General features: G+C 43.9%; 6 protein-coding genes. 2 read left to right on the top strand and 4 right to left on the bottom strand.

Features of this window, described 5'->3' with window-relative positions; genetic code table 11:
* Positions 1–244: 244 nt before the first annotated feature.
* The 3 genes from K7P01_RS06700 to K7P01_RS06690 are packed head-to-tail and all read right to left on the bottom strand — an operon-like array spanning position 245 to position 6,116.
* On the bottom strand, positions 245–1,591 hold the full coding sequence (locus K7P01_RS06700) for a TlpA family protein disulfide reductase (protein ID WP_267291141.1): 1,347 nt from the start codon (positions 1,589–1,591) through the stop codon (positions 245–247).
* A 23-nt stretch (positions 1,592–1,614) separates the two neighbouring features.
* A complete protein-coding gene (locus K7P01_RS06695; protein WP_267291139.1) occupies positions 1,615–2,970 on the bottom strand; it encodes a RagB/SusD family nutrient uptake outer membrane protein in 1,356 nt (451 codons plus the stop codon).
* Positions 2,971–2,981: 11 nt separating this feature from the next.
* Positions 2,982–6,116 carry a SusC/RagA family TonB-linked outer membrane protein gene (locus K7P01_RS06690; protein WP_267291137.1) on the bottom strand — a complete coding sequence of 1,045 codons (3,135 nt, stop codon included), beginning with the start codon at positions 6,114–6,116 and terminating at the stop codon, positions 2,982–2,984.
* Between the two features lie 1,773 nt (positions 6,117–7,889).
* Here K7P01_RS06690 and K7P01_RS06685 point away from each other — a divergent pair.
* Complete coding sequence (locus tag K7P01_RS06685; RefSeq protein WP_267291135.1) at positions 7,890–11,768, top strand: PIN domain-containing protein; 3,879 nt, start codon at positions 7,890–7,892, stop codon at positions 11,766–11,768.
* Positions 11,769–11,992: 224 nt separating this feature from the next.
* Entirely contained in the window at positions 11,993–12,124 is a 132-nt protein-coding gene (locus tag K7P01_RS06680; RefSeq protein ID WP_267291133.1) for a hypothetical protein, read from the top strand.
* A gap of 680 nt (positions 12,125–12,804) precedes the next feature.
* Here K7P01_RS06680 and K7P01_RS06675 read toward each other — a convergent pair.
* The gene (locus K7P01_RS06675) at positions 12,805–13,392 is read right to left on the bottom strand and encodes a hypothetical protein (protein ID WP_267291131.1); all 588 of its coding nucleotides are present in this window, start codon (positions 13,390–13,392) and stop codon (positions 12,805–12,807) included.
* Between the last annotated feature and the right edge of the window lie 29 nt (positions 13,393–13,421).

Here is a 13,421-nt window from a genome sequence, read left to right as displayed (position 1 = left end):
GCATGTGTAGTTGCTGTAACGCAGACTTGTCCTCTTACCGGATCAGTTCGTTGCACCGTAACTCATCCAAATACAGGTGCTCCTGGATTTATGACTTACAAAAACACAGATGTGTCGACCCAATGTCTCCCCGCATTCAGAACGAACTAGGGAGTAGTGAACATTGTTGAGGGGGTATCTTAGAAATTGAGAGATGCCTCCTCTCTTTTTTTGCGTGTTGACTCTGGGGTCGCGACCGAGTTGTTCAATTATTATGATCGTCTACATGCCGATCGGTGATCACAAGCACCTTGAATTTTCTTTCTTCTTTATCCATAGTAATCCCATTTTCTTGAAGTGCTTTTTTTACTTCTTGCGCGTTTTTCATGAATGCATTGACAGTTATGTCTATGTTGTCGGTAATTCCGGTGTCATCAAAGTACGGGGTACCTTGGTTGTCTACAAATCGCGTTATGTACGATAATACCTCGTGGATAGAGTGATTAACAGCCTTAAACCCTGCAATTGGACTTGCTCCATCCAGGTGTCGCTTGGTGCCTTTCGTTTTCAGACGTTTTTTAGCCTGGTCGTTTGCTCTGAACACCCACGCTGGCATTGATCGCGTTTCAAGATGCACCTCATATCCAAACGCGTCACGAAGGTCCCGCTGCATGATTTCCATTACTTTAGCCGTGTTCGCCTGGGAAGCGGGAATCAATAGCCCATAGTTGTATGTTCCTTTTCCGACGTCGATCGAATAGTCGTATTGAAATTGGCTTGTATCCCGCAGGTTTATGATCGGTTTGGGATAAATAAGACCGTAGATGGAATCGTCCGGGCTTGTTGGTGCAAGGCGTCCCAAGTAGGCATAGAAATACAACCATTCCAACGGAATCATTGATACGTTAAGGCTTTCCAGCTGCGAGCGTGCTACCAAATTAACAGGTTCCTCTAATAGCTGATATACCTGTTGAGCTTCACCATCCCATCTGGTTATTACTGATCGATAAACTACCTTCTCCGGCTTTATGCCTTCACCTGTGAAACGTTTAATGGGTAATCCGGTAGAGTATAAATGAATATCTTTGCCGTCAATCAAATCTTTTACTTTATCAACGGAAAGATCCCTTCCATCGGTTATGAATTTCAGTACACCCTGTGGATTGATAACAAAGATATGAGGCATTGACGTGATTTTCCATCTGGAGGCTATCACAGAGTCATAGGCCGAGATCAGTTGTAGGTCGTAATGTGTTCGTAGTTTCTCATAAAGGGTTTCGATTCCCCGATTATATTTTTTGTCATTTGCGCCCACCATCACGTAGTTAATCTTGTCTCTAAATCGGGTTTGAATCTCGTTTACCTTTGGAAGGTCGTTGATGCACACAGTGCATTTGGTAAACCAGAAATCAAGGAATAGCCATTTCCCTCGGAAGTCCGACAGCGTCGCGGTACTTGATGAAAAATGAGTCACCTTTGCTAATTTAAAATTCGGCATCTCATGTCCTATCGTCGGCAGATGTTCGCGATCTGTTAAATTTTGGCTTAATCCGAAATGGCACACTGCTACAATATTCATTGTAATCAGCGTGCGTAAGATAAGTTTTCTCATTACTGTCAATGCTGTCTTTATATTTAGTTAAGATTCGGATTAAGAAGTACCTCGGCTCTAGGTATCGGATATATTTCGTCGGTTTCGTTCCATCCAGGCTTGACTGCTGAAAGAATTTCGTCGACCGTTTTCGTTCGCTTCAGGTCAAGCCAACGATGTCCCCATTCGGTGAATAATTCCCGGCGTCTTTCCTGTCCTATTTCGGCCAGGAATTCCCCAACTGTACTAATTTCAATTCCTTCCAGTCCGGCTCTCAAACGTATCGGATTTATGTCTTCTTCCGCTCCGCCGGCTCCGAGAATTTTATTCTGATGTGCTCTGGCCTCCGCTCTGATCAGGTATAGCTCAGCTAGTCTTAGGACCATGGAATACTCGTTTACGGTGCCTGTATTTGTCGGCGTGTCCTTGTATTTGTAAGGCGAGTACTGTTCTAGTCCACCGATGTTACGTTGAATCGTCCATTTCGTCAGTCTTTGGTCGGTGGGATCAAAAGAATCCATTAATTCCTCTGAGAGGTAAGAAAATGGCGTGTTTAAAAACATATTGGCGTCGTTCGTGTATTTTGCGCGTCCGGAAGGCGGCAATTGAAGAATGGCTTCACTGCTATTTCTTTTGAATACGTTATCCAATTCAGTTTCTAGGCTATATAATGAAGTTTCGTTAATGACTTCAGTTGACTGAGCTTCAGCATTAACCCAATCCTCATTAAATAGGTATACTCGTGATAATAGGGCAGCTGATACAAATTTATTTACTCGTGTTTTTTCGCTATTTGATACGCTTAAATCTCCTGCCAGTAGTGATTTCGAATCTGATAGGTCAGCTATCATTTGTGAGTATATTTCTGTTCTTGTGTTTTTTGACGGCATGGCGGTAACACTAATATCCGTGGTTTTAATATATGGAATGTCACCAAAGAGATTTGCGAGGTAGAAATGACAGAAAGCTCTTATAAAAAGGGCTTCACCTCTTAGTTGATTCTTGAGAGACGTTGATAGGCGGCGTGAGGTTTCAATTCCTTGCAGTATGGAATTTGTATAATAGATTGTTATGTAGTTGAAGTCCCATAGTTCTTGTAGTCGGGCATTCGTATCTTGCAGTGAATTGTTATAATATTGTGACATATCGCTATCTGTTCCTATGGACGTACAAACTGTTTCGTCCGAACTAAACGCTGATAAAAATGTCACACTCGAAACGTTTCCAGAGTTGTTTGCAAGTCGGGCGTAGACTGCGGCAATCGCTGATTGTGCCGTTGTTTCGTCTTCGAATACAGTCGAGCTGATAAGTTGATTTTCCGGTACACCAACTTCTACAAATTCCTGGCAAGATAAAATAGCTTGTAATGCAAGAAGTAGGGATAATATTTTTACCTTCATAAGATTTTACTTTATAGTGTAATATTTATACCGAAAACTATCGTTCTTAATGGAGGAAGAATGCTCGACGTTGCGGTTTCTGGATCAAGTCCTTTGTATTTGGTGAAGGTGATCAGGTTTTGTCCCTGTATATAAACCCTGCAGCCTATACCATTGATCCATTTAGGTGATAAGGTGTATGAAATTGAAACGTTTTTTATTCTGACGAAGGATGCATCGACAATTGTTTGATCGCTTGATAGAAAGTTATTATATGCGTTGTTAGCATCGCTGTTTATTACGGTATATCGTTGAGTGGTTGCTGTTGGATTCTCCGGGGTCCATGCGCCAAGGATGTCCGACGGCTGGTTAGCAGGATTTCCTGGTGCAAAGAATGATGACAGATGACTGGATGCATTTTTTTTAACGAACTGTAAGAAAATATCCAGGTTGAATCCTTTATATGAGATCGAATTGTTAAGTCCGCCGTAGTATTTAGGATATATTTCGACTGCTTTCTCCATGTCGGCGGCGGTAATATCACCGTCGCTGTTTTTGTCTTCAAACTGATAAATTCCTGTGGTGGCATCAATACCTTGATAGGCGAATCGCTTGATTAGCGAAAGGGATTTACCTACGACATATATATTTGCGTAACTTGATGATTCGAGATTAGTGAATTCAATTAGCTTGTTTCTGGTAAACGAAATATTGAATGAAGTTGTCCATCTGATTTTTTTGTTCACGTTAACTGTGTTAAGATCAAACTCAAACCCCGAGTTTTCTATTTTAGCAGGAAAATTCCTAATGATGGAGTGAAATCCTGTTGTTATAGGGACCTTGTAATCAACAAGCTGATTTGATGATCTATTGCTATAATATGAAGCTATCAGGAATATTCTGTCGTTTAAAAATCCTGTCTCTAATGCTATTTCGAATTTGTTTGTTGTTTCCCATGCATAGTCCGGATTAAAGAGGCGTGTAGGAATCAGTGCGGATATATCTTGATATGCAGATCCACCTAGTGACGAGTAGGTGTTTAGGAATTTGTAGTCTCCTATCTGATCATTCCCTGTTACTCCAAAACTCGATCTAATCTTTCCGAAACTCATGAAATTCCATTTCATGAAATTTTCAGATGAAAAAATCCATGCGAATCCGGCCGCGCCGAAATTGGTAAATTGTTTTCCAGGACCAAATCGGCTTGACCCATCTCTTCTTCCGGTTAGGTTAAGTATGTATTTTTCTTTGTAGTTGTAATTGACCCTTCCAAATATTGCCGCATATCTATATTCAGATGGATTATACGCAGATACTTCTACTGATGCAGCTGAATTAAAATCACCTAACAGGTTATTCGATGGATATCCGGTGTACGTGGTTGTTTGACTTGTCTTGTCTTGGCTTTGGAATGATCCACCTAGCAGTAACTGAATTTTGTCTCTTCCAGAGAATATTTGCCGGTCGTATATGGCTTGTGGTTCTACGATCCATGATTTATTTTCTGAGCTTGTTAAAATGACCTGAGATTCAGCGGATGTGACCATGTAGGCTGGATCATATATTGTTGATGGAAGAGTTCTCTTATCGGTGTTTTGCAATTGATTGAGACCGCCTGAAACTTTAATTTTCAATCCGTTTAGGATATCATACGATACTATTCCGTTGGCAAGAAAATTAGTCACTCTTGAATCAAATCCTGCTTCGAGGGCCGAAAGGGGATTCTCCCATGTTGAGTTCTCCCAATTCAAAGTTCCGTCTTCGTTGTACAGCCTGGGCGCATTGGGGGCCAGCGTCATTGCTGTTGCCGTAAAATCACTTCCTACATAATCTGATCTACTATTAATATAGTCGGTTGTGAAATGCATGTTTAGTTTGCTGTCTTTTGACCGGTTGTTGACGGACAAATGTATTGCGCCACGTCCCGTGGTATTCTCACCTGGAAATACTGTTGTTTGCCGCTGAAATGATCCGCTGACATTGTATTGAGTCATCTCCGTTCCTCCTGATGCGGCCACCTGTAGATTCGTCATTTTTGCATTTCCCCCAATGAATTTTTTTTGCCAGTTAGTATTCCTAGTGGTGTCCCATTGACCATTAACATCAAAATTGTACGGTTCAATGGTGAGTTCGTCATTTTTAAAGGCCTTTCTCCTGACAGCTAGGTATTGTTGGGTATTCAACAGGTCTTCGTAATGTGCCACGTTGCTTATACCAGAGTTGAAATTGATATCAATTTTTGTATTTCCTGGTTTTCCTTTTTTCGTCGTTATCAGGATTACTCCATTTGCACCCCTTGAGCCGTAAATGGCGGTTGCGTCTGCATCTTTAAGTATTTCGATGCTTAAGATGTCCGCAGGATTGATGTTGTTTAGCGGACTTGCTCCAACAGTTGCGTAGAATGATGAACTTGAACGTATGTCTGACATCGTTTCGGAGGTGAATGGAACTCCGTCGATTACTATCAGTGGAGTTGTTCCATTCTGGAGACTATTTTTCCCTCTGATTTGAAGACTTACATTTGATCCCGGTATACCATTAGCTTGTTCTACATATAGCCCTGAAACTTGACCTTGCAGAGCTAGAAGAGGATTTGCAATTGGCTGTCTCGAAATGGTTTTTTCAGATATCCTGACTATGCTTCCGGTTTTTTCTTTTTCAGTCACATCGTAGTATCCTGCGTTTATCACAACTTCTTTTAATTCACGTACATCAGATTCCAACGAGACGTCAATACGAATTCGTCCATTAACGGCTATTTCGTATGTCTTAAAACCTATGAATGAAAAAATCAATATTTCATTGTCATTGTCTACCGTCAAGGAGTAGACTCCGTTTGCATCCGTAGTGACTCCAGTCTGTGATCCCTTCACAATTACATTTACCGCGGGTAGCGGTTCGCCTGAGTGAGAGTCGGTTACCTTCCCGCTAATGGACAGTTTATCAGTTGTGTCGATTGTTGGCTTATCGGTGTTATTGACACTCAGCGCGGTGGTGATCTCAACGGTGTTCCTTTCGTCGCTATTAAAGGCAAAAAGGCTAGAGCCTGTCGCTGTCGCAATGCAGACGAGGAAAGGTGTTTTTAAAAAAAAAAAGTTCTGACGGATGAACAGGGAATAGAACCACTCCCTTATTTTTAGGGACGCCGGAAGTAGAGATTGTTTCATGGTATGATGCTTTTCATGTATGTTAGTTGTATTGTGCTTTTGAAGCAATTGGAATTATGCTCGTTAGATTTGGTGTTTGTCTTGATTCCAGGTTTCAATATTTTTTGACTTGTAACCGCGATTCGTGAGTTCGTTCGGTTTTTAGAGTGGCTGGATTCTTTTGGAGATCTATATGCTTGTAATTTGTTTTTTGATTTCGTTTTCAGCCGACATTCTTCCTGGTTTGAGGATTTTTGTTCTTCTAGTTTATGGTTTTAAAGATTGAGCAGTGTTTCCGGTCGTTGTGGCGTTATCCTGAAAGCATGATGTATATTCTAAATGATCAGTTTGGATAATTTTTGTTGACTTAACTCAGATTTAACATAGGCTTTATAGTTAAGACCCGTAATATGGATTTGGTATAAGGTTGAAATCCGAATTTAATTTCGTGCAATGTCTATCGCCAAACATTCTATTTGATAAATGACCGTCGCTTCAATATTTTTACACTGTCAGGAGGATTCTTGCGTGGATGACTAGGTCTTCGATGTAACCACTCGGCTACTTGACGTAGAGATTTGGGATGCAGGGAAAATTTTGTAGAGTAAACTGGCCGCGATATTTTACTTAATGTATTGCTTATCAGTTTTTTTACCCGTCTTCATATTCTGCGACTTATTCCGAACACGGCACTCATTGGAGCTGGGTCTACGTCGAGGAGATTGCGTTCATCTACGATACTGAGTCATCTGAGTCCAAACATCTTAGTTATGGAGCGTGGGGCGGTATTTTTTTACAACTTCTATTATACCTACTGGCAATCTAGATGTCTTATTTAAATGAGGCTCGCTGTTTCTTATACCGTATTGGACCTATGTTGTCTTATGAGATTTTCAGTCGCCCTAGCATAATAAAGCCTCGCCGACCGGTGAACTTTGTTGACGGTTCGAAAATCGCTCTTGCAGATTTTCAATGAATTTCGAAGTTTAACCCCGCAAGGCACTTCAAGCCTGTGATCCTGCCCCTCCGACAATTCAGGACAAGTAAGATTTGCTCGGGTTCGTCTTTATTTTTAGCTCGTAATTCGTTGTTAATATGATAGATATGAAACGTGAGGTGGTTAAGCCGAGTGGCTCGAACTTCACCAATCTAAATTACACTACCACAGACTGATCTGACACGATATGGAAGAACCTAACAGCACGGAGAAAGGGCGAAATCGGTGAAAAATTCGTGAATCAATTCGCTTTTGCATCCTTTCTTAATTATTGGTGTTTTCCTGGTCCGTTGGATATTCTCAAAGACAACAAGGAAATATGTGATTTGCTCATTGTCTTTGACACCGCTTGCATTATTGTGTCTGTAAAGAATTATTCCCTCGGAGGCAACTACGATCGTTATTTTAATGGCACTACGGAGAAAGCAAAACGTCAAATTCTTGGAGCGGAAAGACGTCTGTTTAGAGGCGGCCGCCGTGGATGTCGCTCACGAAGTTGCTGGGTTCAGAAAAATGTTCGTAAAAGCGCTGACAAATTTACAGTTTGTTGATTCTACGACTGTATTCCAGTTCTAGATTTCATGCTTCAAAAAGCAAAAATGTCATTTAGTGACATAGGCGCTGGCATTTATAAGCCCCTTTAAAAAGGGAATTGCGGGAAAGATTTCAACAGCTATACCGATGATGTTGCGGAATTTTTGAGATTCATTCGCGATCAAATAGGGGATCTGTAGAAACCTTCCGCGCCTGCATCTTTGGTCTTCAAGTTTTAAGTAATAAATTAACGTTTTTTGATCATGCTATACCTTTCCCTTGACTCCGACATCTGGCTGAACTCGCTTAATGAGGTTCGTGATGGAGATAGTTACTTTGATTCCCTGGAATATTGGATCGAGGGCGGCCACGTGACGATCCTGTTGCCCAATATTATCATTGAAGAATGGGAGCGAAACAGGGCAAATAAAATACAGATCATGGAGAAAGAATGGAAGTCTTTTTTTAACCGCGCCAAAAAGTATCTTCCACCTGAATCGTTCCGAATGCTTATGACGCCCGAGAAATTGGCCGAGCGCGCTGAGGAATCGATTAAACGGGTGGAAACCATCTTCGAACATTATGCCATTAAGATCCCGATCACAACCGATCACAAACTGCGAGCGGTAGAAATGGCAGAAAAAAAGCTCGCGCCGTTCGGCCAGAGGAACAGCATTGGTGACGCATATATTTTTCTAAGCTTGACTGACTATATTTCATTCAATGGCCTTACGAACTGCGTCTTTATCACGAATAATCACACGGATTTTAGCCGTCAGGGCGAGAACGGTAGGATCCATCCCGACTTGGAATCCGTCTTCACAAATTTAGCCATAGGCTATTATGTAGAACTTGGAAAATTTTTCCGTGAATATGGCAGCCGGCTCCCGGCTGTACCGGATCATGAGAAACGTATACTGCTGAAGGACGAAGATAAAAAGCTGGCACAAGCGGTCCGGAATCCGCAAACGGTGGCAAGCCTGACCGGGCTTAGAGATTCTTACATAGACAACACCAACCATTTAGACTTAATATGTAAGTCTAAGAATCCCACACAGCATCAAGTTGCATTTGCTTTAGACCTCGTTCGATCTGATACCAGCTACGAGCAGTATTTTTATCAACGACTCGAAAGCCCAGTCTGGTTCAAGATTCTCGCCATACAGGGCGCGTTTGATCCGAATCGCAACCCCGCTCCAGTAACCGTTGCGCAGGGCGTTCAGTTTCCATTGTGGACGCCCTTGTTATACCTGCAGAAACTCTCTCAGCAAATCAGAGACGGGAATGGCATGGAGCTCGCCAATGATCTCATCGCCATCGTAAACGCTGTGTCCGTAAAACCGGTGGATAATTTTCGTACATGGTCTTTCCTTATTCGGATTCTTGTTAATCTTCCGAATGAGAGTATTCCGGCGTCTACGTTGGAATACGTTCCAGCGTGGCTTAGCGGCAAGTTCGACACGATGATGCAGAGCCAGGCAATCACAGAAAACTTGCTCCCCAAATTTCTACCGGAACAACCCACCGCCCAGGATGCCGGCAAAGCTGAGATAATCCTAATGCATCTCTTTTCGCTCCAGCGCAGGAATTCGGAGAAAGATGATTCTGAAGACGTCGGCAGCTACGGTTCTCGCGTCTACATGCATTATCTGGCGGACGCACTGGTAAAGCGCAAGCTCACGTCAAAAATTGCAGCGCATTGTTCAGACCGGGTTATTATTACGCTGGCTGACAGTATTAAGAAGCTACGTGTGGATTTTCCGAACGGTATTCCTGCTAGGGTGCGGGTGGGCGCTTTAGAATATACGTTGCGAATCGATCTGGACAATTTGGATTTATTACTATCCATATCGATCGAAGATGCTCCGGATAACACCTTCCCGCAACAACGTATTACGGGATTCGGGGAGTTAAATGACGGAGAATTGCGCGACGCCGTGATCGCGCTGCTAAAAGATGTTGGCATTTCCTACGAAGACAGCGAGGCGAACGATTCCGAGCTAAAGCAACTTGCAAGGTGGCTTGAGATTGGTACTTACCGTGTCACCTTTGACGAAGCAATAAGCAAGGCACAGAATCGGTCATATACAGGGGAGAAAGTTACGGAGACATTTTCTTTCATTTTTAAGGACTTGGTCACCGAGAAAGTTATATACGACCCAGTTGCCGGACTATCGTTGTTAAAGACATTTGCGTTTGATGCTAAGTACCGGTTGCCTTACTTCCGTCGAGTAGTTCTTTTTGTAGTGGGCGAGAAATGGGCTGACTGTAAAGCCTTGTTTTGGGATATGGTCGGAGACAACGATCCGATGTTTCTTTTCTCACGGTATGAATATGAAAAAGACCTGTACGAACTATTGCATAAGGTGCAGCATGCGTTGACCGCCGGTGAGATTGAAAAGCTCCGGGCAATCATTGAGCGTGGCCGCCAGGACGAAGGCAAGGAGCACACGGAAAATTATCGCAACTACTGGAAAATGCGCTGGTATGCTGCATTGCGAAATACACCTCCGTTTTCGGAGTATTACAGGGAACTGTCGCAATCAGCGAATATCACATACGAACATTTTGAGAACGAGGGCAAAATCGTTATGCGGGGTGGCTCCGAGTCGCCGCTCACCCGGGAAGATCTGCTACGGCAAAGCAACGCTGACATTGCGAGTTTCATCCAGAATTTCAAGCCTACAGACCGATGGGACGGCCCGTCAATCGACGGACTCGCTAGCGTGCTGGGTTCTGCCATCAAGGAAGCACCCGAAAAGTTTGCCGATGAAATCGACCATTACCTGGGTACATACTATCTCTATGCGTATCACATCGCGCTTGGGTTTCGTGATGCCTGGCAAGCCGGTCGTTCGTTTAACTGGGAGAACGTGCTGGCTTTTTTCACGAAATATCTGATCGATCGACAGTTTTTGTCAGGGGATTTACGGCTGGAAAACGATGGGTGGGGGGCTTCGGCGGATTGGGTGACAGGCGCCGTCGGAAATCTATTAACAGCTGGTATGCAATCTGATGAGCGCGCCTTCGATGTGTCGTTGCTTCCCGAGGCAAACGCGATTGTAAAAACATTGGCATCGAACCTGGGCAAGAGCGAAGAATTGAAGGGCCCCAATGTAGATTATCCCACCTATTCGCTTAACTCTACCGGAGGAAAAGTCTTGCGCGCCGCGCTTGACTATTCGTTGCGCCGGGCAAGAACACTACCGGCGGAAAGTGATCAGCCGCGGTGGGAGCCGGCGATGATAGAAATTTTTGAGCACGCCCTTCAGGTGGGTGTGATTGATGCCAGCATATTGACGGGTTGGTATTTCAGCTTGTTTTATTATCTCGACAAGCATTGGATAACGGATAAAGTAAAGGCTTATTATAATGCGGATGAATATACGTGGCTTGCCTTTATGGGCGGTTATACTTATAGCAATCCGCTTTCGGATTTGACGGTATATGAGCTATTTCGACCGCACTATCAGCGTGCCATTGATACGAACGCCCACGTCAACGGCCGTTACGAACATGGCACCATTCGGCACATCGTCGCATACTATTTTTGGGGCATAGAGGACCTCGGCGAGAACGGAATGCTTGCCCGACTCATTAATGCGAACGACCACGAAAACACCTTGGACCTTGTAAATTTTGTATCTCGGCAGAAAGATTACCTCGTCGGATTGAGCGAAGAAGATGCGGGCAAGGTCGAGCGCGCTATTTTTGAATTATGGCGCTTATTGGCAGCGAAATACGCTCGCCCCGCAACCGAATCGGAGCGAAGGGTGTTGGCTGGTCTTATCGTTTTGCTAGTCTTCGTCCCTGAGCTGAATGATGCCAATACGGATCTGGCGGTGCAGTCCTGCAAGATGGAAGGAGAGCTTTATCTCAGTCATTATCTGATCGAAAACCTACTCACGCTTATAGGCAGGGGGAATACAAGCGCCACAGCGAAACACATGGGAGTTATCCTACTGGCTACAAGCCTGGCGCATCTTGTCACATCCGCCGAGGAAAACGACGTCATCGAATTGATTCAGTTCCTGTATGACCATGGCCAGCACATGGCCGCAAACGAATTATGTAACCGCATGGTGAAAGCAGGCCATGAGTTTTTGAGGCCCCTTCATAGGAAATACTCCCAGGAAAATTAATTCGCATGATTTAGCATTCGCCCATTTTTTTACCGCAATACTCGGTCCTTTGGCTTGCGTCCACCAATACGCGCAGTGCATGAACCGTTTACGCCTTCGTCCAGGCGCCACTATTAACGTACCACGCGTTTTGGTGCATCCGCTATAGCTTCCCGCGTGCCGCGCACGCCAAATGACCGGTTAGATCGAGCATTCAAAAGATGTTCAATCTAAATCATCAAAACATGGAAGCGAAAGCAAGCAAATCGAAGTACTTCACTTCACTGGACTATTACAGCAAACGCGAGGCAAAGGTAAACCTGTGCGAAGCCCTACGGGCCGCCGGGTGGAAAATCTACGGCTACCACGAAAATTAAAGCGATTCAATGACCGACTACTACTCCCCGGAATATTGGAATGGCGTCGCCTTGAAAGATGGATACGTACTTTGTGTTGACATCAGCTCACCATCCGACAGCGGCAGGGCCATTACCCAAACTCGTGAAAGCTGGACGCGTGCTTAATCTGTAATAATACCGGCCAGGAGCAGAACGGTTGGGCGTTACAGGATGCCCGAGAACGGCCTCATGAATATCATCTATACCGGATGTTAGAGCAATACACCCGTTGTATAGCCATTTCGAACAATGAGATCGTCACCACTGATGGACATCGGGTAACGGCTGGGCTGAATCGAGTAGTCAGTCCGATACCGTTCAAAAATGGTTATGAGAAATGAGGTACATGTAAGGGTAGGGGAGAGGTGCTGTAAAAAAAAACCACCAGAGTGCCAGTTTTAGCTGGCGCTTTGATGGGCTCATAGGTAAATATAGTATGATTTTCTTTTTTGGAAGTGGATGTCTGACCTTATTTTAAAATATCGGCGGCTCTTGCGCTTCCGATTCGGCCGCGTTTGCACCAATCTTTTGGAAGCAGTTGTCTTGGTACGACGCGTTTACCTTTCCGCGTGTGAAATGGGTGATGGAGTCACTGATTTATGCGCACTATAAAGTCAGGCCAGTCGCTGCGCTTAGCAAAATTTACACGGTCCGGGCCCCTATGCGCTTAGACTTTTATAATAGTAAGCACTGTTCGCTGTTAGGAAAGAATTCTGCGGTTCAAGCGAGTAAGTAGTATATTGAATATTCACTTTCTTTTTTTCGGATAGGCTGAATACTTGTGTATAGTAGTACAAGGTGGTTAGCAATAGCGCGCCGACTGCATTGATCGTGTTCTGGAGATTTGCTTTGTTAAAATGAATGTTACGTTGATGCTTAACCTTGTTGTAACTGCGCCACCAGTCCGGGTTAACGTCGTTGCTCCAAATTTCCCACGGCTTAAATTCTAACCCGTATCGGCTGATGTACACTGGCTCAGCAATCAAATTGGCCAGTTGTGCTCTGATTGTTGGACGATAATGGTCTATCGTCTCAGCTGGTCGTTCAGGGGCGACCAATTCACAAAGTTGTTTCATCACTACGTCCACTTCGGACGATGCTGAAAGCAGGATGTGCGCCAATTCAATTGAATACGTTCCCAGGTTGTCCTGTGTGAACTCGATGTAGCGTGATACTTGTTCGAGGTCACGTTCGATTGCTAGGAAGTAGTTCCAATGATGCTTTGGAACGTTAATGATATTAATCATAGCATTTATCTTGGCGTAGTTTGTCGATA

Origin of the sequence: Parachryseolinea silvisoli (assembly GCF_021190955.1) — a bacterium.
Classification (GTDB): domain Bacteria; phylum Bacteroidota; class Bacteroidia; order Cytophagales; family Cyclobacteriaceae; genus Ohtaekwangia; species Ohtaekwangia silvisoli.
The sequence above is the reverse complement of the archived record's forward strand: the minus strand, read 5'-3'. Positions and strand labels throughout refer to the sequence as shown.

Bases quoted from the DNA above. Each gene is read 5' to 3' on its own strand.
- K7P01_RS06700 (WP_267291141.1), bottom strand. From the start codon at position 1,591: ATGAGAAAACTTATCTTACGCACGCTGATTACAATGAATATTGTAGCA.
- K7P01_RS06695 (WP_267291139.1), bottom strand. From the start codon at position 2,970: ATGAAGGTAAAAATATTATCCCTACTTCTTGCATTACAAGCTATTTTA.
- K7P01_RS06690 (WP_267291137.1), bottom strand. From the start codon at position 6,116: ATGAAACAATCTCTACTTCCGGCGTCCCTAAAAATAAGGGAGTGGTTC.
- K7P01_RS06685 (WP_267291135.1), top strand. From the start codon at position 7,890: ATGCTATACCTTTCCCTTGACTCCGACATCTGGCTGAACTCGCTTAAT.
- K7P01_RS06680 (WP_267291133.1), top strand. From the start codon at position 11,993: ATGGAAGCGAAAGCAAGCAAATCGAAGTACTTCACTTCACTGGACTAT.
- K7P01_RS06675 (WP_267291131.1), bottom strand. From the start codon at position 13,392: ATGATTAATATCATTAACGTTCCAAAGCATCATTGGAACTACTTCCTA.